This window comes from Pseudomonas pichavaramensis, assembly GCF_050473265.1.
Taxonomy (GTDB): domain Bacteria; phylum Pseudomonadota; class Gammaproteobacteria; order Pseudomonadales; family Pseudomonadaceae; genus Aquipseudomonas.
Window position 1 is genome coordinate 1 of sequence record NZ_JBJKFJ010000020.1, and the last position, 19,947, is coordinate 19,947.

The window sequence follows — 19,947 nt, forward strand, 5'->3', positions numbered from 1 at the left end:
CTCACAGCTGTCTACCTCTACACCGCTTAGCGACGAGAAGAATGCTGGGAGGGCAACGGAAAGCCTATCTAGAGATGACAGTGCCTTGACGATTACGGGTATCGGAACGGGGTATTTTGTGTCGTAGTAGAAAGCCAGAGGCATACTGACTTCGTACAAGCTCGAGAGGCTTCCGTTACTCAAAGCATTACTCCTATTAATTTTTGTTCGCGATTGGGTCGATGCTCAGCCTTAAGGTGCAACACTGCAGCACCTGACTGCATCGAGAACTGACCAGATTACTGCCCCATTATCTGGCGATATCGGCGCTGGTATTCCTCGTAGGACAGGCCGGTTTCGTTCTGCAGCTGTTGGAGCTGCTGTTGCTGCCATTGGTCTTTTGACAGGGCGCCCGATAGCGAGGCGGGTGCTTGAGTGTTAACGGGTTTGGCCTGCGCGGCTTCGTTGAGGTTTCCGATGCACTGGTAGGTGTGTACGACCTGGCCGGCCACGCAGGTCCCGAATCCGTCACGCTGATGGCAGTTCTGTGTCATGCCGCCGAACGCCTCGGCGTCGCTGTAGCCCCACACGCGGCACTTCGACTTTGCGATCGATTGGGCCTGAGCGGGGTTCACCACTGGGGATTCGAACTGGCGGAAGTCATAGGCCATGTCGACCGTACCATCGGCGCGGCTACCGCCCATCGCATAGAAGTCTTTCTTGGTCGCACAGCCGGTAATCGTAATAGCAGCGATCAGCGCCAGCAGGGCCTTGGTTGCGAGTGACGCGATGTTTTGATGGGAGTTGTGCATTCCGACCTCCATGCCTGAAAAGTTGCATAGTGCCACCATGATGGCCGCGCTGACTATACGACTAGGGGATAGGTGGGCGACGGGTGGGAAGTCACTGGCTTGAGGCCTGTCTTCTCCAGAAACTGCCCGCTTCCATGTCCAGCCAAAGGATATCGCTACCTAGCTTCAGCGGTTTGAAGCCGATCTTGTCGAAGTACAAGGCAGTGGCATTCAAATCCTTGGCAGTCGCAAGGCTGATATCGGGGATGACAACGCCCATGGGAAGGAACGCGCGAGAGACGCCAGAGCTCAGCCCAATCAACGCTGCTCGCAGAGCGCCCAGCTCAGCCGTAGTGCCTCTGTAGGGCGGCTCGAAAGAGAAGTGCGAGATCATGAGGCAGTCTTGATTCACACCGTAACTCATTCTACCCAGGTCTTCTTGAAGAGCTTCGTAGATCGTAATGGCGTCGTGGCTCGCATTGTCCGCAATCTCCTCAGGATCAAATCCTAGATTGAGCGCAACGTCGAAGCGCATGAAGTCAATGTGAATAGTTCCTACCTGAAGTTCCTCATCATCGTCATCGCCGCGACCTAGTTCGGCCATTACCGCTATGCGGTATGTCCTGACGAGATCCAGCTCTGGATCCTCCCACTGATCTGCTCTGAGACTAAAGTCGGCAGTAACCGCGAGACGGGTGATCGGAATCAGGGGATCTTCAGAATTCATGGCCAACGTCTTAGTGCATCAGCTTGGGAAGACCTGGAGATTACCAGTGCTTACAGCAGGGTGGCGATATGGAATTGGAGGCGCTTTCACGATGACCACGAACGCTAAAAAAGGGTGGTCAAAAAGTGATCGACTGGGCAGGGCGAGCAGGGGTACTTTCGGTTTTAGGTATACGCTTTGGTATATGGGTGTGGCTTTGTAGCTGGCTAATCCAGTAAAAGAGGTGCTTGTGGCTTTCAGTTCGAGTCCGGCTTCGGCACCATTCATCTGTTTATATCTGTCTCTATAAGTCTACGAAACCCATCTAAACCGGCACTCTTGGCCGGTTTTGTTGTTTATGGGTGCCTATTCTTATCTGGATGTATGCCCCCGTCTTAGGGATATGTTTGGGTGTACCTTGGCTCGAATTGAACGGATCTCCATGGCCAGTATGTATTCGGCTAGAGTCTCTGCCGTGGCAGCGGAGGAGCTATGAGAATCACATCAGGGACATTTGGCATCAAAGGTTCGGCGTTCATCGGTGGCGGCAGGTTCCATGTCGAGTCGTCTAAAAAGGCGAGCTATTCACCCGAGCAGATTCTCCGGCTTGAGGCCGGTGAGGTTTCCGAAAAGCAGTTCCATATCGGCCGGGCAGTCATAGGTGCTGCCAGCTTTGGCCTGTTATTCATGCTGGTGGCTGGCCCCATAGGCGCGTTGGCTGGAGTAATCATCGGCGCGCTCGGCGGTTTCGCTTCAGAGAAGCACAACGCAGCAGAGATCGAGTTTGTCGATGGCAATTCGGTGCGGCTCATCTGCACCGATCGAGCACTCAACAAGCTGATCAAGTTCAAGGGATGAGCCCGCAAGAACACACAACCCGCTTCGGCGGTTTTTTTGTTGCCTGGAGAAGGGGGCATCGATGATCAAGGTGTTGAGCGACAAGCATCGAGTCTGCTGCCTGGACCTCACGGTTGGCCAAGTGTGCTGGCTCGTCCTGATGGCAATGTGATTGATGATACGAGCCGTCTTCGGCCCGAATTGAACGAACAACTCAGGCGCGCTTGTCATCTTTCTTTCGCCGCTCCGTCATATCGCTGCCACCGCAATTGGTTGCAATCGCAGCAAACGCCTGGAGGGTGCTGCGATGCAGATATGCGTGATAGGAGCGGGATATGTAGGTCTGGTGACGGCGACCTGTTTTGCCGAGATGGGCAACCAGGTGGTCTGCGTCGAGCGCGACCCGCAACGTGTTGCGAGGCTCTCGCAAGGCGAGGTGCCGATCTATGAGCCTGGGCTGGAGACAATGCTCAAAGCGCAGTTGGCAGCTGGCCAGCTCGGTTTCACGTCGCAGCTCAAAGCAGGAATTCGCCGTGCCGAGGTCATTTTCATCGCGGTGGGCACACCCAGCGGCGAGGACGGTTCGGCCGATCTGAGCCATGTTCTGGCTGTCGCGGACGAGCTCGGCGAAAAACTCGATCATGCTTGCCTGATCGTGGATAAATCCACCGTGCCGGTAGGCACCGCTGAACGGGTGGCACAGCGCATCAACGCGGGCTTGGTACGACGTGCAAAGCGTGTGCGGGTGACCGTCGCCAGCAATCCGGAGTTTCTCAAGGAAGGCTCTGCGGTGGAGGATTTCATGCGCCCTGACAGGGTGATCGTCGGTTGCGATGAGGAGAAAGGAAGAGAGACCCTGCGCCGGCTGTATGCGCCGTTTCTACGCAACCACGACCGCCTGCTGTGCATGGGCGTACGTGCTGCGGAGTTCAGCAAGTACGCGGCCAATGCCTTTCTGGCGACGAAGATTTCCTTCATCAACGAGATGGCCGGAATCTGCGCACGCCTGGGCGTCGACGTCGAGGAGGTCCGCCGCGGCATCGGCAGTGACCGGCGTATCGGCACGCATTTCATCTATGCCGGTTGCGGTTATGGCGGCTCGTGCTTTCCCAAGGACGTGAAGGCGCTGATCCGCACGGCTGAGCACGAAGGCATCGAGCCGGGCATTCTGCGCGCAGTCGAGGCGCGCAATGCGTTGCAGAAGACCTTGTTGTTCCAGGCCTTGCGCGAGCATTTCAATGGTCATTTCCAGGGACGCGTGGTCGCGCTCTGGGGCCTGGCGTTCAAACCAGGCACCGACGACCTGCGTGAAGCGCCAAGTCTGGTGTTGCTGGACGCGTTGCTGGCTGCCGGTGCGCGAGTGCAGGCCTGCGACCCGGTCGCCAATGTCGGCGTCGCGGCGCGCTATGCGGCCGCGATCGAAGCGGGTCAACTGCTGCTGAGCGAGTCGCCGTACGCTGCCGCCCAGGGAGCGGACGCGCTGGTGTTGGTCACGGAGTGGAAGCAGTTCCGTCAACCGGACTTCCCGCGTATTCGCGGTGCGATGCGCATGCCGGTACTGTTCGACGGGCGCAATATCTACGATGCGCAGCAACTGGCTGAACAGGGCTTTCTGTACCGTGGCATCGGTCGGCCAGCAGTCGGCAGTTGTAAGGCTAGCGCGGCTTGATAGACTGAGCGCGCCATTCATCCTCCATCAGGGAGTCCCATGATCAAGAAATGCCTGTTCCCCGCCGCCGGTTACGGTACCCGCTTTCTGCCTGCCACCAAGGCTATGCCGAAGGAAATGTTGCCGGTGGTGAACAAGCCACTGATTCAGTATGGGGTCGAAGAGGCACTCGAGGCCGGTCTCAATCAGATTTCGATCGTTACCGGTCGCGGCAAACGCGCGCTGGAAGACCACTTCGACGTCAGCTACGAGCTCGAGCACCAGATCAAGGGCACCGACAAGGAGAAGTATCTGGTCGGTATTCGCCGTCTGATCGACGAGTGCAGCTTCTCTTACACCCGTCAGGTTGAAATGAAGGGGCTGGGGCACGCGATCCTGTGCGGTCAGCCGCTGATCGGTGATGAGCCGTTCGCCGTGGTGCTGGCCGACGACCTGTGTCTGAACCTGGAAGGCGACAGCGTACTGGCGCAGATGGTCAAGCTGTACAACCAGTTCCGCTGCTCCATCGTCGCGATTCAGGAAGTGCCGAAGGACGAAACCTACAAGTACGGTGTGATCGATGGCGAGATGATTCGCGACGACATCTACCGCGTCAGCAACATGGTGGAGAAGCCCAAGCCGGAAGACGCTCCCACTAACCTGGCGATCATCGGCCGCTACATCCTTACCCCGGATATCTTCGACCTGATTCGCAGCACTCCGCCGGGCAAGGGCGGCGAGATCCAGATCACCGACGCGCTGATGCGCCAAGCCCAGCAGGGTTGTGTGATGGCCTACAAATTCAAGGGCCAGCGTTTCGACTGCGGCAGCGCAGAGGGCTACATCGAGGCGACCAACTTCTGCTTCGAGAATCTGTACAAGACCGGCAAGGCGTTCTGATACGCAGGCCGATCGACAAGACGCCACCTTCGGGTGGCGTCTTGCTGTTCAGGGGATCGGCATCTGCTCCGAGCCCGGCCCCAGCGGCTGGCCGTAGCTGAACTCCACGTAGTTGCCAGCCGGATCGCGCAGGCCACAGTAGTAGCCAACCGGGTAGGGCTCGTCACGCGGGGGCCAGATCAGGCAGCCATCGTCTGCGGCCATGGCCGCGATACGCTCGACGTCTTCACGGCTGCTGAGGGCAAAACCGAAGTGGCTGTAATCATCCCTTGCCAAGTTCCGGTCCTGACCGCCGGGCATGATGACGAAGATGAACTGGTGCTCCTTGCCGGGCTCGGCCATCCAGACGATGCGTGTGCCTTTACCCGGGCGCTCATGAATCACCTGCATCTGGCAGTAGCGTCGGTAGAAATCGATGCAGGCATCCAGATCCGGTACGTGCAGAGCGATATGGGTCAGGGTAGGGTGCATGGTCATTCCTCCTGAGATCAGCTTAGCCACTGGCTTTCGGGTATGCTGGCGTCCTGTTCAAGGAGGCCGCAATGAGTTACGACTTCGATCTCTTCGTTATTGGCGCCGGTTCCGGCGGTGTGCGTGCGGCGCGTTTCGCCGCAGGCTTCGGGGCGCGTGTCGCCGTCGCTGAAAGCCGCTACCTGGGCGGTACCTGTGTGAATGTCGGCTGTGTACCGAAAAAGCTGCTGGTCTACGGTGCGCACTTCGCCGAGGACTTCGAGCAGGCCGAGGGCTTCGGCTGGTCGCTGGGCGAGGCGAACTTCGACTGGACGACGCTGATCACCAACAAGAACCGCGAGATCGAGCGGCTCAATGGCATTTACCGCAATCTGTTGACCAACAGCGGCGTCAGTCTGTTCGAAGGCCATGCGCGGATCGTCGATGCCCACACCGTAGAAGTGAACGGCCAGCGTCACAGCGCCGAGCACATTCTCATCGCAACGGGAGGCTGGCCAAAGATTCCGGACATTCCCGGCCGTGAGCTGGCCATCAGCTCCAATGAAGCGTTTTTCCTGAAAACCCTGCCCAAGCGCGTACTGGTGGTAGGCGGGGGTTATATCGCCGTGGAATTTGCGTCCATTTTCCACGGTCTGGGGGCACAGACCTCGTTGCTGTACCGCGGCGATCTGTTCCTGCGTGGCTTCGACGGCGCGGTGCGCATGCACCTGAAGGAGGAGTTGAGCAAGAAGGGCCTGGATCTGCAGTTCAACGCCGATATCGCCAGCATTGCGCGCAACGCCGATGGCAGCCTCGCAGCAACCCTCAAGGATGGCCGCGTGCTGGAGACCGATTGCGTGTTCTATGCCACCGGTCGCAGACCGATGCTGGATAACCTCGGCCTGGAAAATGTCGAGGTGAAACTGGATAAGCGCGGTCATATCGAGGTCGACGAGCAATTCCAGACCTCCACGCCGTCGATTCTTGCCCTAGGCGACGTGATTGGCCGCGTGCAGTTGACCCCCGTCGCGCTCGCTGAAGGTATGGCGGTGGCCCGTCGGTTGTTCAAACCCGACGAATATCGCCCGCTGGACTACAGCATGATCCCTACCGCCGTGTTCAGTCTGCCGAACATCGGTACCGTGGGCCTCAGCGAGGAGCAGGCCATCGAGGATGGGTACAAGGTGAACGTCTTCGAGAGCCGCTTCCGGCCAATGAAACTGACCCTGACCGAGAACCCGGAGCGCACCCTGATGAAGCTGGTGGTCGACGCTGACACGGACCGTGTGCTGGGCTGCCACATGGTCGGCCCAGAGGCGGGCGAGATCGTTCAGGGGCTGGCCATCGCGCTGAAAGCCGGTGCCACCAAGCAGATCTTCGACGAAACCATTGGCGTGCATCCGAGCGCGGCCGAAGAGTTCGTCACCCTGCGCACGCCGGTCAGTCGCTGAGAGCAGCATGGAGCGACTTTTCTATATCGCCGACCTGTTCGGCGTTGCTGTGTTCGCCATCACCGGTGCGCTGATGGCGGGGCGCAAATCGATGGATCTGTTCGGTGTACTGGTGATGGCCATCGTTACCGCACTGGGCGGCGGTACGCTGCGTGATCTGATTCTGGACAACCATCCGGTCAGCTGGATTCGTGACGATACCTACATCCTGGTGGCATCGCTGGCGGCACTCGGTACCGTTGCCTGGGTGCGCATGACGCGGCCGATTCACGAGAAAGGCCTGCTGATCGCCGATGCCTTCGGGTTGGCCGTGTTCACCGTATACGGCACCGAACTGGCGCTGCAGCACGGTACGCCAATCAGCACGGCGGTGATCATGGGCGTGATGACCGGTGTGGTCGGTGGCGTCATTCGCGACGTGCTGTGCAACGAGATTCCGCTGATCTTCCAGAAGGAAATCTATGCCACTGCCTGTATCGCCGGGGCATTGACCTTCATCGCCATGCGCATGCTGGGCACCCCGCACTGGCTGGATACCGCAGCAGCCATGCTGGTGGTACTAGGCTCGCGGCTGGCCGCGATCCACTGGCACTTGGGGCTACCCCGTTTCCACTTGTTGGACAGGCACTGAACATGATCGAAAGGCTGGATCACCTGGTACTGACGGTGGCTGATATCGAGGTCACCGTCGAGTTCTACGAGCGCGTTCTGGGTATGCGTCACGAGCGTTTCGGTTCCGGGCGCAGCGCGCTGGTCTTCGGGCAACAGAAATTCAACCTGCATCAGGCAGGGCGCGAATTCGAACCGAAGGCAGCCAAACCCACTCCGGGGGCGATCGACCTGTGCCTGATCACACAATGGCCCATGACGCGGATACTCGCGCATCTGGCCGAGCAGGGCGTCAAGGTGGAGGAGGGACCAGTGGCCCGAACCGGGGCCATCGGCCCCATCGAGTCGGTGTACTTGCGTGACCCGGACGATAATCTGATCGAAATCAGCCGCTACACATAAGCTCTCAGGCTACAGCGCAACGCACCGCTGCGCTGGTTCTCATCCGGCGGCTGCTTTCCATGAGCTTGCGCGGTCGGTCACGCAAAAGAGTTATATCTTGAACCGTCGAGGTGCCAGGAGGGTCTGGTCTAGTACCCAATCACTCAACTGGTACTGACACCATGATCAAGAAATGCCTTTTCCCCGCCGCCGGTTACGGCACCCGTTTTCTTCCCGCGACCAAGTCGATGCCCAAGGAGATGCTGCCCGTCGTCGACACGCCGCTGATCCAGTACGGCGTCGAGGAAGCGCTGGAAGCCGGGCTCTCGCAGATCGCCATCGTCACCGGGCGGGGTAAACGTTCGCTGGAGGACCACTTTGATATCAGCTACGAGCTGGAGCACGAGATCTCCAATACCGGCAAGGAAAAGTCCCTGAGCGGCGTGCGTCACCTGATCGACCAGTGCACCTTTTCCTATACCCGTCAGGTGGAAATGAAAGGGCTTGGCCACGCCATCCTCACCGGTCGCCCCCTGATCGGCGATGAGGCTTTTGCCGTGGTGCTGGCCGACGACCTCTGCCTCAACCTCGAGGGCGACGGCGTGCTAACCCAGATGGTCAAACTCTACGAGCAGTTTCGCTGCTCGATCGTTGCCATTCAGGAAGTACCGATGGAAGAAGTCTCGCGCTACGGCGTGATCGCCGGCGAGGCGCTGCGTGACGACATCTTCCGGGTCGAACGCATGGTGGAAAAGCCCAACCCCGAGGACGCCCCCTCCAATCTGGCCGTCATCGGCCGCTACATCCTGACGCCCGATATCTTTGCCCTGATCGAACAGACCGAGCCCGGCAAGAACGGTGAGATCCAGATCACCGATGCACTGATGAAGCAGGCCGAGCAAGGCTGCGTCCTGGCCTACAAGTTCAAGGGGCAACGTTTCGACTGCGGTTCGGCAGAAGGCTACGTGCAGGCCACCAACTTCTGCTTCGAGAACCGCCACAAGACTCATCCCGTTACCGCGAGCCCCCGTCTGCAAGCCGTTTGAGCGCCTATCCGAAGGGAGAGTGAAAGATGAACGACAAGACATTGCCGGCTCAGCACCAGGAACGGCAACCCGGTGTCGAGCACGCCATGCATCCCGAACCGATCTATCTGTCCGACGGCTACCGTGCTGCCGGCAAGCTCGAGGGCAAGGTGGCGATCGTCACTGGTGGCGACAGCGGTATAGGCCGTGCCGTGGCCGTGCACTATGCCCTGGAAGGGGCCAAGATCGCCTTGGTCTACCTCAACGAAAACGAGGATGCGCAAAAGACCCTGGACGAAGTAAAGCGTCATGGTGGTGAAGCTATCGCCCTGGCCGGCGACGTGGGTGACGGTGGTTTCTGCCAGTGCGTGGTCGACGCCGTGATCAGTAAATGGGGACGGCTCGATATCCTCATCAACAATGCCGGGGAGCAACATCCGGAGCGCGATTTGCAGGCACTCGATCAGGCGCAATGGGAGCAGACCTTCCGCACCAATATTTTCGCCATGTTTCACCTGACCAAGGTGGCGCTGGAGCACCTTCAACCGGGCGCGAGCATCATCAATACCAGTTCGGTGACGGCCTACAAGGGCAATCCGATGTTGCTGGACTACTCCTCCACCAAGGGGGCGATCACCTCGTTCACCCGTTCGTTGTCGATCAACCTGGCGCCACGCGGTATTCGCGTCAATGGTGTGGCGCCTGGGCCAATCTGGACCCCGCTGATCCCCTCGACATTCAGTGCCGAGAAGGTCGCCGAGTTCGGAGCCGACACACCCTTGAAACGGCCGGGGCAACCTGCTGAGGTCGCCCCGGCGTTCGTCTACCTGGCCAGCAACGATGCGTCTTACGTCACCGGCCAGATGCTGCATGTCAACGGTGGCAGCGTGGTCAATGGCTGACCATTGAGCGCTGAAAAAAAGCCTGAACGACTGCAGGCGGCACCTGCCTGAAACTATGTAGAGGCAATACCGCCTCGCGAGCAATTATCAGGAGGTACCAGCAATGGCCACCAGTAAAAATCCGGGTAACTTCGCAAACGATCGTGAGAAGGCATCGGAAGCCGGCCGCAAAGGCGGTCACAACAGCGGCGGCAACTTCGCCAATGACCGTCAGAGAGCGTCCGAGGCCGGGCGCAAGGGCGGTCAGAGCAGTCATGGCGGTCGCGACTCGTGATCGTCGCTCCTGGGCCCGCTAACAGCGGGCCCAGGCCTTCATAACGATGTGATTGGCAGACCTCAGGAGAGCGAACGGCGATGAATGCTATCGAACTGCTGAAGAAGGACCACGAAACCGTCAAAGACCTGCTGAGCAAGCTCGAGGACACCACCGAGCGGGCGGTGCAGACACGCAAGAAACTGCTGCTCAGGATCGAGCAGGAGCTGAAGGTCCATACCGAACTCGAAGAGCAGATTTTCTATCCGGCTTTCAGGCGCGCCGGCAGCCAGGACGATGCTGTGTTGGCGGTCGAGGCCAAGGAGGAACATCGGGCCGTGGAAGCCCTGGTGCTGCCCGATATCAAGGACACTCCGCCGTCTGCGCTCGAGTTCGCCGGACGGGTCAAGGTGCTCAAGGAGCTGCTCGAACACCATATCGAGGAAGAAGAGCGCGATATGTTCCCGCAGGCCCGCAAGCTGCTCAGCAAACAACAGTTGCAGGAGTTGGGCGAGTCGATGCAGGTGCTGCGCAAGTCGCTGAAGGACAGTGCTCAGGCTGCCTGAGCCCGTGGGCCAGCGCCTGCGCCTGCAGGTTGCTGGTCCGCAGCGTTGAAGCACTCGGGCGACGATTGGGCCGCTACAGGCCAAGGGTGGTTCTTCACCGATCTGCTAACGCAGATCGGGCCGGTAGGTCAGTCGCAGCGCCACGCAGGCGATGCGTTCTGCCTGCACATAGTCCGGCTTGTCCAGCTCCTCGCCGAATACGTCCGGATCGATTTCCTCGTACTCCCAGTCCCAACCGGTATCGCGCAGTGAGAGTCGGATCGCGTTGAGGAAGGGGTCCTCCCCGTCAAAGATTGCCACGCCGGTGTAGAGCAGCAAGGTGCCGCCCGGAGCCAGGCGCTCCATGGCCGTGTCGAAGATCGCCAGCGACAGCCCCGCGCCGTGTCTGCCACCGCCATGGCGATAGATTCGCTGCTGCGGATCGAGCATGTAAGGCGGGTTGGCGATGATGAGGTCGAACTGGCCCGGCACGTCACGCAGCAGGTCGCTGCTCTGTACGTTCAGGTTGTAGATACCGGCAAGGCGTGCGTTGACCGTCGTCAGGCGCAGGGCGCTCGGGTTGATATCCAGGGCGAACACTTGTGCGCCTGGACATAGCTTGGCTGCGGTAATTGCGCCCGGTCCGGCGCCACAACCGATGTCGGCGATACGCCGCAAGGGCTGCTGGCAATGAGCGAGGTAATGGCGCAGCAATCTGGTAAAGCGATAGGTGTCCGGACCGAAAAACACCGCATCGCTGGCCTGCGTGGGAAAACGTGAATGAACGTAGAGGTCATCGTTCAGGGTGGACCAGCGCACCTCGCTGATCCAGCCGTCAGGGTGAGGTTGGAGAGTCTGGGATTGGCGCATGGCCTCGACGATTTCGCTTTCCAACGCGGCATCGGCGAAAGGCCGACTCCAGCCGAATACGCCGCGCAGGTCATGGGCAAACTGATTCTCCGGGCGCAGATTGACGCGCTGGTGGGTGAGCGGGGTAGGCGTGACGAAGTGATAGCCCCGTGCTCGCAACTGCTTGCCCAGGTGCAGCAGGGCCAGTATTGCCGGGGTCTCGAAGGTATCTTCAGGCATGCGAAAGCTCCAGGTTCAGTGCGGCCGCTGTATGAGCGCGGCGAAGGTTCGGGTGGCTGCCAGGCCAGCGCTGGACCAGTGTCTGGCGGGTGCCTGAAGCTCGATCAGGCGTGATTCGCGCCTGTCCACATCCATTGCGCCAAGCTGTGCGAGGAGTTCGTGGCGTTCTCGCGCCAGTTCGCCATGCGCAGTGTCAGCGGGCGACGCTGGCAGCTGGGGCTGGCGACGCGGGCGAAAAGGCGATTTCTGCTCGGGCGCTCGCCAGTCACCGGCAATCCAGTCCTGCAACAATTGGCGCTCGTAACGATTGAATACGCCGAACATCGTTGCGCCCTGGCCTTCGACCAGTCGCCAGAAACGGCTGCGCGAGGGGGCCTGATGACGGTGTATCCAGCCATGGCGCTGCAAGGCGTCGAGAAAGCCCGCCATGTTGCCGGTGCTGGCCAACCACTGATTCACGGTACGTCCCTCTATGCGGCAGTAATCGGAATGCACCTGGCTGGCGACGGTGCTTTTCAGCTCGAGCATGCGCAGCAGCTCCTGCTCGAGGTCGAACGCTTCGATCACGTCCGTCGAGCTGGTACCCAAGTCGTTGAGTCGATAGCCACACATGACGCGCTGATAGAACGTCTGCGCATCTCCTACCAGCGGCAGGTTGTCCAGGACGCTCTGGACCGCTTTGGCGGCATGACCGCTGGCGCTGTTGTCGATGGTCACGTGCAGCTGGAAGTAGTAGGGATCGATATCCAGCTCGTTAAGCTCGAAGGCACTGATCAGCAGGTGCAGCGGTAGTTGCTCATAACCAAGGTTGTAGCCGATCACCTCCGGCAGGTAGTCGTCGAACGAGAGGCCGAGCGCGAGCTGAATCGCCCCCTGGCGATACAGCTCATCATCCAATACTGGCGACTCGTCACAGTCCTGGCTGGCGAGCAGGTGGCGATAGAGCAGCACATGATTTTGCGCCGCGACACCGTCGCCCAGCTCCTCCAGGTAGGTGCGCACCAGCGGGTAGATGCGCTGCTCGCGCCAGCGCGGCAGTGCCCCATAGAGCCAGGCACCATCCACCAGTTTGGTGGGTGAAACGGCGCGAATGAAGTGCAGGGCATGCGAGCGTTGCGCAAAGAAGCGGCGGGGCTCGCCACTGCGGCGCGCTTGCAGGTAGCGCGCGTAGTCGGCGGTAACCCGCTGTGTATGGCGCAAGGACCAGGCAGGCAGATCACTGGCATCGGGTGGCAGGTCGCAGGGCAGCGCCCGGGCTTGCTCCAGACAGTGCTGCAGACAATCCCGAGCCAGTGGATGACCGGCTTCGGGCTCGTTCAGCAATTGACGGTAGAGACTCTGCCAGCGACCCGTTTGAGGCGGCAGGGAAATACGTTGTGCGAGTGGGCTGCCGATATGACTGGCGATCGCCATGAGCGAGGTCTCCTGTTGCGGGCCATGTTCTGTGTAGGAGGATCGCGGTCGTACAAAGATTCCACCTAAATTCACCGCCTGCAGCGCTTCGTCCGAGAGGTTGAACCTGCACTCGGCAACGCCTCTCAACTGCTGCAACGACAGGAGTGGAGAGGTCATGACAGCGTGCACGTTCGGTATCGAGGAGGAGTACTTTCTGACCGATCTGGCCAGCCGCCGCGTGGCGCAGCGCGGGGTCGAGGCCTTTGCCGTGGCGAGTCGCCGCGAACTGGGCCAGCGCGTCACCCGGGAGATGTTCGCCGCGCAGTTCGAGGTGGTCACGCCGGTGCTGAGCAGCCTCGCCGAAGCACGTGACTGCCTCGGCGAGGCGCGTCAGGTCATGGCACGCCTGGCGGGGGAATTCGGCTGCGGCATCCTCGCCGCCGGTACTCACCCGCTGGGGCACTGGCGTGAGGTGCAGGCGACCGACATGGCGCGCTATCGAACGATCTTCGATGACTACCGCATCGTCGCCAGTCGCAGTGTTCTGGCCGGTCTGCACGTGCACGTCGGGGTGCCCGAGGGTGTCGATCGCATCCGCCTGATGAACAGGCTCACGCCCTGGTTGCCGCTACTGCTGGGCCTGAGTGCATCGTCGCCGTTCTGGGACGGTCGGCCGTGCGGCCTGATGAGCTATCGTCAGGCGGTCTGCGATGAATGGCCGCGCATGGGCATCCCCGATCACTTCAGCGATGACACCGAATATCAGCGCTACCTCAAGGTGATGACCGACACCGAGTGCATCGGCTCGGCGGTGAATCTGTGGTGGAATATCCGGCCCTCGTTACGCTTTCCAACGCTGGAGCTGCGCATCGCCGATGCCTGCCCCCGGCTCGAAGATGCGCTGTGCATCGCCGGCCTGTTCCGGGCCATGGTCAGCCATGCACTGGAGACGGATCATCACGCCTGGTTCGATGATCCGTTGACCCGCATTCTCACCCTGGAGAACCGTTGGCGTGCCAAGCGTCGTGGTCTGCGCGGGTCGTTCATCGAACCGGCCAGCCGCCGCACCCTGCCGTTCGCCGCCTGGCTGGAGGAGGTCCTGGCCGTGGTTGGCGCAAAGATCCCGCAGGACGAGCGCTCGATCATCAGCCAGGCGCGCAACCTGGCGCGGGTAGGCGGCAGCGCCGAAGCCCAGCTGCTCACTTACCGCAGCGGCCGTCAGCGTGGCCTGGCCCCGCAGCAAGCGCTACACGAAGTGGTGGATATGCTGATGACGCAGACCGCGCTGCACGGTGCCGGGTAAATAGCCTGAACATCTGGGCATGGGCGATCTCGGAATAGGGACACACCTGTTTCGGGAGTAGCCCTCATGCAAGCACTGACTTATCACGGCAGTCATGATGTCCGAGTGGAGCGGGTCGCCGATCCGGTCATCGAAGAGGCGGATGACATCATCCTGCGCGTCACGGCCACTGCTATCTGCGGCTCTGACCTGCATCTGTACCGCGGCAAGATTCCGCAAGTGAAGGATGGCGACATCTTCAGCCATGAGTTCATGGGCATCGTCGAGGAGGTAGGCCCTGCGGTCACAGCGGTGAACAAAGGCGACCGAGTCATCGTGCCTTTCGTCATCGCCTGTGGGGAGTGCTTCTTCTGCCAAATGGATCTGCAGGCGGCATGCGAAACCACCAATCCCGGCCGCGGGGCAATTCTCAACAAGAAGCAAATCCCCTCCGGCGCTGCACTGTTCGGCTACAGCCATCTCTACGGTGGTGTACCGGGCGGGCAGGCCGAACTGGTGCGCGTGCCCAAGGCCAATGCCGGCCCGTTCAAGGTGCCGGATGTCCTGGATGACGAACAGGTGCTCTTTCTCACCGACATACTGCCCACCGGGTACCAGGCTGTGGTCAACGCCGGCGTCAAACCGGGCAGTCGTGTTGCAATCTTCGGCGCCGGCCCGGTAGGGCTGATGAGCGCTGCCTGCGCGCGGATGTTCGGTGCCGAGCAGATCTTCATGGTCGATCACCATGGCTATCGCCTGAATTACGCTCAGCAGGCTTATGGCGTCATACCGATCGACTTCGATGTGATCGATGACCCGGCCAGTGCCATCATCGAACAGACGCCCGGTTGCCGTGGGGTGGACGCGGTCATCGATGCAGTCGGTTTCGAAGCCAAGGGCAGCCTCACGGAAACCGTGCTGACCGCGCTGAAACTTGAAGCCAGCAGCGGTGTGGCGTTGCGTCAGTGCATCGCCGCAGTGCGTCGCGGCGGCACGGTCAGCGTACCCGGCGTATATGCCGGCTTCATCCATGGTTTTTTGTTCGGCGACGCCTTCGACAAGGGGCTGACGTTCAAGATGGGCCAGACCCACGTTCATCCGCTGTTGCCCAGGCTGCTGGAGCATATCCAGAACGGCGAGCTGACTCCGGAAATAATCATCAGTCACCGTATGAGCCTCGCTGAAGCTGCGGAGGGTTACCGGTTGTTCGACTCGCGCGAGCAGGACTGTCGCAAGGTGATCCTGCGGCCCTGAGTTGCACGCGAGTCGTCGCCGCTGGCCCGATTCTCTGAACCTTTACCCAGGTCATGTCCTTCTAAATCACACGTAAGCCACAACCGGCTACGCCATTCAGCCTCGGGAGAAATGCCATGTCACTGACCCACAACGTTCACCGTCTGGAACGTGCTGTCTCACTCGCCACGGGCGCAACCGCCATCGTTGCCGGCGTCTGCCAGGGAGGTACCTCGGGCGTACTCAAGGCACTCGGCGGCGCCGCGCTGTTGCAGCGCGGGCTGAGTGGGCATTGCGTGGTCAAGGGAATGCTCAGCGACCCGAAAACCGAACTGGAATCCCTGCGTGAATGCGTGGCCGATCTGCGTGCGGCGCTGCCACGCCTGCAACGGGAAATGGAGAAGGTGCAAGGCCGTCAGGAGAACCGCCTGGACCACGCCGTCGAGGAAACCTTTCCGGCCAGCGATCCGATTTCGCCATGAATCGCGACCTTGATCGGCGGCGATCAAGTCGCCTGAACCACCGGATAGCAAAGGAGACATCTGATGAAAGACAACATGCCCGACCCTGATCAGGTTTCCGTCGACGCACTGGACTTCAGCGATGATGACGAAAGCAGCCTGGCCGATGGCGATGTCGTGCCGCAGCAGAGCGCGCGTGAGCCGCTAGAGGCCAAGGACCACCCCGGACTCACCGGCGGCGCGACTTTGACCGACAGCGAGCACGAGGATAACGTCAGCCTCGATGACCTCAGCCCGGACACCTTGCTCGATGACAGCGGCGCCCATTCGCCTGCCGAGCCGGGTGGCGAAGGCGCGCTGGACGAGGAACTCAGTGTGGTGGACGAAAGCCAGGTCGGCGGTGGGGTTGGCCTTGACGAGGCCGAGCTGGCTCGCTCGGCCCCCTTGGACGGTGAACCCTGGAGTGACCAGGTAGCGCCCGAAGACAAACAGGATTAGCCTGCCTCAGCTGGCGTTGCGCAACGCGTCCAGCAGCTCCTGCTTACGCATGCGCGAGCGACCGGAAAGCTCGCGCTTGCGCGCCAGTTCCATCAACTGCTCGCGGGTCATGTTTTCCAGCTTCTGGCCGGGACGGGGAACGCCCTGGCGAGATTTCGCAGCACGCCGCGCAGATGACTCCCTGGCCGCCTGTTTGCTGGCGGAACTGGTGCTGCGACCGGAGCCGCCAGCTTTTTCACCTCCGCCCGACTGCTTGTTGACCGTAGCCCAGGCGCGCGCTTCGGCCTCGTCCTCCGGTACGCCGCGCGCTCTGTAGCTGTCCTCGATATGTTCGGCCTTGCGCTTCTGTTTTTCGGTGTACTTGGCTTTGCTTCCCCGGGGCATGTGGTTTTCCTCCAGTGTGATGCGGGTTCACAGGGAAGAAGGCCGTGTTGGTCGGTTGGTTCCCGATATCGGATAAGCGGCATCGGTAAAACTCAGTCGAACCTGCTCCCGGTTTGCCGCTCTGAACAGGAAAGCAACGAACCGGGACCGCGCTATGGATATGGGCGAACGCATCCTTGCCACTCTGATCCAGGAGTTCTCCGACCTGGGGCAGGTCGAACACCTGACCCGTGCCACGCTGCGTCTGCTGTTGGCGACCCTGCTGGGTGGTTTGCTCGGCTATGAGCGCGAGGTCACCGGCAAGGCGGCTGGAATGCGCACGCACATGCTGGTGTGTGTCGGCGCGGCGATCTTCGTCATGGCCCTGGAGCAGGACGGTGCGCAAAACGACGCCATGAGCCGGGTGATTCAAGGGATCACCGCCGGTATCGGCTTCATCTGCGCCGGCACCATTCTCAAGGGGCGCCACGTGGCCGACGTGCATGGTCTGACCACCGCAGCCGGGCTCTGGACGGCCGCCGCCATCGGCGTGGCGGTCGGCCTCGGGCGTGAGGCGACCGCGGTATTGGCGACCCTGCTGGTACTCTTCGTGCTGCACGTCATTCCGCTGATATTCGTCCCCGGCGACAACGGCAAGGACCCTTAGGGCAAAGGGGCCATGCTGATCAGCTAAGCCCCCAGGCAGCTGTGCGTCGGAGCCCCGCCCGGGGCGAAGCGCTACGAGCTCGCGTCGTACGGGTTCGCGGCGGGGCGCCGCTCCTACAGCTCCGGGGCGTCAATGCTTGACTGGCAGGCATTAGATTAATGCTGGTCAGATAAGCCCCCAGACAGCTTTGCGTAGGAGCCCCGCCCCGGGGCGAAGCGCTTCGAGTCCGCGTAGTACGGCTTCGGTGCACTGAAGCTTGACTGCCTGGCATCAGGCCATGGCGGGACAGCGCTGCTGCATCTCGGCTGCGAACGACCGAGGTTGCTGCCACAGAAAAACAGCCTGAACTTTTCCCTTCCCGGCCGCCTCGGAATTTCAGTAGGCCCTGCCCGCAAAGGGGCGGGCTTCTCGCCGGTTGAGCATTTTCAGCCGCCACAACCCGCCGTTTCCACCAGTCCGTCTTTAAGGCGTAAAGGAGCCAGGACTAATGCCGTCGCTGCCGCACGCTGCTCCAACCTCTGTCGAACAGGCCACCGAGCTACCGCGCCTGGCCATCGAGTCGGTACAGCCGGTGCTCGAGGGCGGCCGCTTCGCCAGCAAATGCCTGTGTGGGCGGGGGCTCGATGTCAGTGCGGTGATCTTCAGCGATGGTCACGAACAACTGGCTGCGGATCTGCTCTGGCGCAGTCACGACCAGGCCAGCTGGCAGCGTACGCCAATGCAGGCGCTGGGCAACGATCACTGGAGCGCTGCGCTGGTCATCGATCAACCGGGCCGTGCCGAGTTCGCCATCGAGGCATGGCTGGACGTCTATGCGAGCTTCCGCCAGGAGTTGGTGAAGAAGCTCGGCGCCGCGCTGCCAGTCGATCTCGAACTGCAGGAAGGGGCGCAGCTGGTGCGTCGCATCGCAGGGCAGGCCCCTGAAGACTTGAAGGGCGAGCTGATCAGGCTGGTCGAGCGCCTGGAGGGCGCACAATCTCAGGCCGAGCGCGAAGCAGTACTGATCGACCCCTCCGTAAACGAGCTGATGCGGCGTGCCGAGTACCGCCCGCATCTGCTGCGCACCGCCAACTATCCCCTGGATGTGGAGCGCGTACTGGCCGAGTTCGCCAGTTGGTATGAGCTGTTTCCCCGCTCGCTGGGTGGTGAAGGGCGTCACGGCACCTTCGCCGACGTCCATGCGCGCATCCCGGAGATCGCCAGAATGGGCTTCGACGTGCTGTATTTCCCGCCCATCCACCCCATCGGCAGGGCGCATCGCAAGGGGCCGAACAACAGCCTCAAAGCCGGGCCGGACGACCCGGGCAGCCCCTACGCCATCGGCAGCGAGGAGGGCGGCCACGACGCAGTGCATCCGCAGCTGGGCAGCCTGGAAGACTTTCGCCAACTGGTGCATGTCGCGCGCGACAACGGCCTCGAGGTCGCTCTGGATTTCGCCGTGCAGTGCTCGCCTGATCATCCCTGGCTCGGGCAACATCCTGGCTGGTTCAGCTGGCGGCCGGACGGCAGCATCCGCCATGCCGAGAACCCGCCGAAGAAATACGAGGACATCGTCAACGTCGAGTTCTATGCCGAAGCGGCCATACCCGACCTGTGGCTGGCGCTACGTGATGTGGTGCTGGGCTGGGTGGTGCAGGGTGTGACGCTGTTTCGCGTGGACAATCCGCACACCAAGCCGATGCCGTTCTGGGAATGGCTGATCGCCGATGTGCGCGAGCGTCACCCGGATGTCATCTTCCTTTCCGAAGCCTTCACCCGCCCGGCAATGATGGCGCGCCTGGGCAAGCTCGGCTTCAGTCAAAGCTACACCTACTTCACCTGGCGCAACTCCAAGGCTGAGCTGGAGGCTTACTTCAGCGAGCTCAACCAGCCGCCCTGGCGCGACTGCTATCGGCCTAACTTCTTCGTCAACACCCCGGACATCAATCCCTATTTCCTGCAGCGCAGCGGTCGTCCGGGGTTCCTCATTCGCGCCGCGCTGGCCACCATGGGCTCGGGCCTGTGGGGCATGTACTCGGGGTTCGAGCTGTGCGAGGCCGAGCCGGTGCCGGGCAAGGAGGAGTACTTCGATTCGGAGAAGTACCAACTGCGCCCGCGCGACTACCAGGCGCCCGGCAACATCAACGCCGAAATCGCCCGCCTGAATCAGATTCGCCGCGAAAATCCGGCCTTGCAGAGTCACCTGGGCTTCCAGGCCTACAGCGCCTGGAACGACAACATCCTCTACTTCGGCAAGCGCACCGAGGACCTCAGCAATTTCATTTTGGTGGCCGTCAGCCTCGACCCCTATCAGGCGCAGGAGGCGCACTTCGAACTGCCGCTCTGGGAGCTGGACCTGCCCGACGATGCAGCCCTGGACGGCGAAGACCTGATGAACGGCCATCGCTGGACCTGGTACGGCAAGGTGCAGTGGATGCGTATCGAACCCTGGCACCTGCCGTTCGGCATCTGGCGCATCAGCATCCAGCACTGACGAGGAGCG

At 61.2% G+C, this 19,947-nt stretch carries 22 protein-coding genes; 16 read left to right on the forward strand and 6 right to left on the reverse strand.

Annotated features, from left to right (window positions below; genetic code table 11):
- Positions 1-278: 278 nt before the first annotated feature.
- Positions 279-791, reverse strand: coding sequence for a YecR family lipoprotein (gene yecR, locus ACJRW5_RS23375; protein WP_484572874.1), 513 nt, complete (start codon positions 789-791; stop codon positions 279-281).
- A 91-nt stretch (positions 792-882) separates the two neighbouring features.
- Positions 883-1,497 carry a hypothetical protein gene (locus tag ACJRW5_RS23380; protein ID WP_484572875.1) on the reverse strand — a complete coding sequence of 205 codons (615 nt, stop codon included), beginning with the start codon at positions 1,495-1,497 and terminating at the stop codon, positions 883-885.
- A gap of 471 nt (positions 1,498-1,968) precedes the next feature.
- On the opposite strand from ACJRW5_RS23380, the gene ACJRW5_RS23385 reads away from it, so the two are divergent.
- The 3 genes from ACJRW5_RS23385 (at position 1,969) to galU (ACJRW5_RS23395) (ending at position 4,861) form a co-directional block, all read left to right on the forward strand.
- Positions 1,969-2,334: a hypothetical protein gene (locus tag ACJRW5_RS23385; protein ID WP_484572876.1), complete on the forward strand. Its 366-nt coding sequence runs from the start codon at positions 1,969-1,971 to the stop codon at positions 2,332-2,334.
- Positions 2,335-2,620: 286 nt separating this feature from the next.
- A complete protein-coding gene (locus ACJRW5_RS23390; RefSeq protein WP_484572877.1) occupies positions 2,621-3,982 on the forward strand; it encodes a UDP-glucose dehydrogenase family protein in 1,362 nt (453 codons plus the stop codon).
- A gap of 39 nt (positions 3,983-4,021) precedes the next feature.
- Positions 4,022-4,861, forward strand: a complete 840-nt coding sequence (galU, locus tag ACJRW5_RS23395; protein WP_484572878.1) for a UTP--glucose-1-phosphate uridylyltransferase GalU — start codon at positions 4,022-4,024, stop codon at positions 4,859-4,861.
- A gap of 48 nt (positions 4,862-4,909) precedes the next feature.
- Here the strand turns inward: galU (ACJRW5_RS23395) and ACJRW5_RS23400 are convergent, their stop codons facing one another.
- Entirely contained in the window at positions 4,910-5,332 is a 423-nt protein-coding gene (locus tag ACJRW5_RS23400) for a VOC family protein (RefSeq protein WP_484572879.1), read from the reverse strand.
- A 71-nt stretch (positions 5,333-5,403) separates the two neighbouring features.
- On the opposite strand from ACJRW5_RS23400, the gene gorA reads away from it, so the two are divergent.
- The 7 genes from gorA to ACJRW5_RS23435 all read left to right on the forward strand — a co-directional run bounded on the left by gorA (position 5,404) and on the right by ACJRW5_RS23435 (position 10,498).
- Entirely contained in the window at positions 5,404-6,762 is a 1,359-nt protein-coding gene (gorA, locus tag ACJRW5_RS23405) for a glutathione-disulfide reductase (protein ID WP_484572880.1), read from the forward strand.
- Between the two features lie 7 nt (positions 6,763-6,769).
- Positions 6,770-7,393, forward strand: coding sequence for a trimeric intracellular cation channel family protein (locus ACJRW5_RS23410; RefSeq protein WP_484572881.1), 624 nt, complete (start codon positions 6,770-6,772; stop codon positions 7,391-7,393).
- Positions 7,394-7,395: 2 nt separating this feature from the next.
- Entirely contained in the window at positions 7,396-7,773 is a 378-nt protein-coding gene (locus ACJRW5_RS23415) for a VOC family protein (protein ID WP_484572882.1), read from the forward strand.
- A 161-nt stretch (positions 7,774-7,934) separates the two neighbouring features.
- Complete coding sequence (gene galU / locus ACJRW5_RS23420) at positions 7,935-8,798, forward strand: UTP--glucose-1-phosphate uridylyltransferase GalU (protein ID WP_484572883.1); 864 nt, start codon at positions 7,935-7,937, stop codon at positions 8,796-8,798.
- Between the two features lie 26 nt (positions 8,799-8,824).
- Entirely contained in the window at positions 8,825-9,679 is an 855-nt protein-coding gene (locus ACJRW5_RS23425) for an SDR family oxidoreductase (RefSeq protein WP_484572884.1), read from the forward strand.
- Between the two features lie 103 nt (positions 9,680-9,782).
- Positions 9,783-9,953 (forward strand): con-10 family general stress protein, encoded by a 171-nt coding sequence (locus tag ACJRW5_RS23430; protein WP_484572885.1) that lies wholly within the window; start codon positions 9,783-9,785, stop codon positions 9,951-9,953.
- Positions 9,954-10,033: 80 nt separating this feature from the next.
- The gene (locus ACJRW5_RS23435) at positions 10,034-10,498 is read left to right on the forward strand and encodes a PA2171 family ribosome-binding persister protein (RefSeq protein WP_484572886.1); all 465 of its coding nucleotides are present in this window, start codon (positions 10,034-10,036) and stop codon (positions 10,496-10,498) included.
- 105 nt (positions 10,499-10,603) lie between these two features.
- On the opposite strand, the gene ACJRW5_RS23440 is transcribed toward ACJRW5_RS23435, so the two are convergent.
- Both ACJRW5_RS23440 and ACJRW5_RS23445 read right to left on the reverse strand, forming a co-directional pair.
- On the reverse strand, positions 10,604-11,566 hold the full coding sequence (locus tag ACJRW5_RS23440; RefSeq protein WP_484572887.1) for a methyltransferase: 963 nt from the start codon (positions 11,564-11,566) through the stop codon (positions 10,604-10,606).
- A 15-nt stretch (positions 11,567-11,581) separates the two neighbouring features.
- Positions 11,582-12,979, reverse strand: coding sequence for an iron-containing redox enzyme family protein (locus ACJRW5_RS23445; protein ID WP_484572888.1), 1,398 nt, complete (start codon positions 12,977-12,979; stop codon positions 11,582-11,584).
- A gap of 157 nt (positions 12,980-13,136) precedes the next feature.
- Here ACJRW5_RS23445 and ACJRW5_RS23450 point away from each other — a divergent pair, with 157 nt between their 5' ends.
- From ACJRW5_RS23450 to ACJRW5_RS23465, 4 genes are all read left to right on the forward strand, one after another.
- Positions 13,137-14,264 carry a carboxylate-amine ligase gene (locus tag ACJRW5_RS23450; RefSeq protein WP_484572889.1) on the forward strand — a complete coding sequence of 376 codons (1,128 nt, stop codon included), beginning with the start codon at positions 13,137-13,139 and terminating at the stop codon, positions 14,262-14,264.
- A 66-nt stretch (positions 14,265-14,330) separates the two neighbouring features.
- The gene (locus ACJRW5_RS23455) at positions 14,331-15,497 is read left to right on the forward strand and encodes a zinc-dependent alcohol dehydrogenase (RefSeq protein WP_484572890.1); all 1,167 of its coding nucleotides are present in this window, start codon (positions 14,331-14,333) and stop codon (positions 15,495-15,497) included.
- A gap of 116 nt (positions 15,498-15,613) precedes the next feature.
- Complete coding sequence (locus tag ACJRW5_RS23460) at positions 15,614-15,958, forward strand: YgaP family membrane protein (protein ID WP_484572891.1); 345 nt, start codon at positions 15,614-15,616, stop codon at positions 15,956-15,958.
- A 63-nt stretch (positions 15,959-16,021) separates the two neighbouring features.
- Positions 16,022-16,435 (forward strand): hypothetical protein, encoded by a 414-nt coding sequence (locus ACJRW5_RS23465; RefSeq protein ID WP_484572892.1) that lies wholly within the window; start codon positions 16,022-16,024, stop codon positions 16,433-16,435.
- 6 nt (positions 16,436-16,441) lie between these two features.
- Here the strand turns inward: ACJRW5_RS23465 and ACJRW5_RS23470 are convergent, their stop codons facing one another.
- Positions 16,442-16,819 (reverse strand): Rho termination factor N-terminal domain-containing protein, encoded by a 378-nt coding sequence (locus ACJRW5_RS23470; protein ID WP_484572893.1) that lies wholly within the window; start codon positions 16,817-16,819, stop codon positions 16,442-16,444.
- A 154-nt stretch (positions 16,820-16,973) separates the two neighbouring features.
- On the opposite strand from ACJRW5_RS23470, the gene ACJRW5_RS23475 reads away from it, so the two are divergent.
- Together ACJRW5_RS23475 and ACJRW5_RS23480 are read left to right on the forward strand one after the other, a co-directional pair.
- Positions 16,974-17,465, forward strand: coding sequence for an MgtC/SapB family protein (locus ACJRW5_RS23475; RefSeq protein WP_484572894.1), 492 nt, complete (start codon positions 16,974-16,976; stop codon positions 17,463-17,465).
- 487 nt (positions 17,466-17,952) lie between these two features.
- Positions 17,953-19,938 carry an alpha-1,4-glucan--maltose-1-phosphate maltosyltransferase gene (locus ACJRW5_RS23480; protein ID WP_484572895.1) on the forward strand — a complete coding sequence of 662 codons (1,986 nt, stop codon included), beginning with the start codon at positions 17,953-17,955 and terminating at the stop codon, positions 19,936-19,938.
- Positions 19,939-19,947 lie beyond the last annotated feature (9 nt).

Coding starts and splice junctions, on each gene's coding strand:
- yecR (WP_484572874.1), bottom strand. CDS start 791: ATGCACAACTCCCATCAAAACATCGCGTCACTCGCAACCAAGGCCCTG.
- ACJRW5_RS23380 (WP_484572875.1), bottom strand. CDS start 1,497: ATGAATTCTGAAGATCCCCTGATTCCGATCACCCGTCTCGCGGTTACT.
- ACJRW5_RS23385 (WP_484572876.1), top strand. CDS start 1,969: ATGAGAATCACATCAGGGACATTTGGCATCAAAGGTTCGGCGTTCATC.
- ACJRW5_RS23390 (WP_484572877.1), top strand. CDS start 2,621: ATGCAGATATGCGTGATAGGAGCGGGATATGTAGGTCTGGTGACGGCG.
- galU (WP_484572878.1), top strand. CDS start 4,022: ATGATCAAGAAATGCCTGTTCCCCGCCGCCGGTTACGGTACCCGCTTT.
- ACJRW5_RS23400 (WP_484572879.1), bottom strand. CDS start 5,332: ATGCACCCTACCCTGACCCATATCGCTCTGCACGTACCGGATCTGGAT.
- gorA (WP_484572880.1), top strand. CDS start 5,404: ATGAGTTACGACTTCGATCTCTTCGTTATTGGCGCCGGTTCCGGCGGT.
- ACJRW5_RS23410 (WP_484572881.1), top strand. CDS start 6,770: ATGGAGCGACTTTTCTATATCGCCGACCTGTTCGGCGTTGCTGTGTTC.
- ACJRW5_RS23415 (WP_484572882.1), top strand. CDS start 7,396: ATGATCGAAAGGCTGGATCACCTGGTACTGACGGTGGCTGATATCGAG.
- galU (WP_484572883.1), top strand. CDS start 7,935: ATGATCAAGAAATGCCTTTTCCCCGCCGCCGGTTACGGCACCCGTTTT.
- ACJRW5_RS23425 (WP_484572884.1), top strand. CDS start 8,825: ATGAACGACAAGACATTGCCGGCTCAGCACCAGGAACGGCAACCCGGT.
- ACJRW5_RS23430 (WP_484572885.1), top strand. CDS start 9,783: ATGGCCACCAGTAAAAATCCGGGTAACTTCGCAAACGATCGTGAGAAG.
- ACJRW5_RS23435 (WP_484572886.1), top strand. CDS start 10,034: ATGAATGCTATCGAACTGCTGAAGAAGGACCACGAAACCGTCAAAGAC.
- ACJRW5_RS23440 (WP_484572887.1), bottom strand. CDS start 11,566: ATGCCTGAAGATACCTTCGAGACCCCGGCAATACTGGCCCTGCTGCAC.
- ACJRW5_RS23445 (WP_484572888.1), bottom strand. CDS start 12,979: ATGGCGATCGCCAGTCATATCGGCAGCCCACTCGCACAACGTATTTCC.
- ACJRW5_RS23450 (WP_484572889.1), top strand. CDS start 13,137: ATGACAGCGTGCACGTTCGGTATCGAGGAGGAGTACTTTCTGACCGAT.
- ACJRW5_RS23455 (WP_484572890.1), top strand. CDS start 14,331: ATGCAAGCACTGACTTATCACGGCAGTCATGATGTCCGAGTGGAGCGG.
- ACJRW5_RS23460 (WP_484572891.1), top strand. CDS start 15,614: ATGTCACTGACCCACAACGTTCACCGTCTGGAACGTGCTGTCTCACTC.
- ACJRW5_RS23465 (WP_484572892.1), top strand. CDS start 16,022: ATGAAAGACAACATGCCCGACCCTGATCAGGTTTCCGTCGACGCACTG.
- ACJRW5_RS23470 (WP_484572893.1), bottom strand. CDS start 16,819: ATGCCCCGGGGAAGCAAAGCCAAGTACACCGAAAAACAGAAGCGCAAG.
- ACJRW5_RS23475 (WP_484572894.1), top strand. CDS start 16,974: ATGGATATGGGCGAACGCATCCTTGCCACTCTGATCCAGGAGTTCTCC.
- ACJRW5_RS23480 (WP_484572895.1), top strand. CDS start 17,953: ATGCCGTCGCTGCCGCACGCTGCTCCAACCTCTGTCGAACAGGCCACC.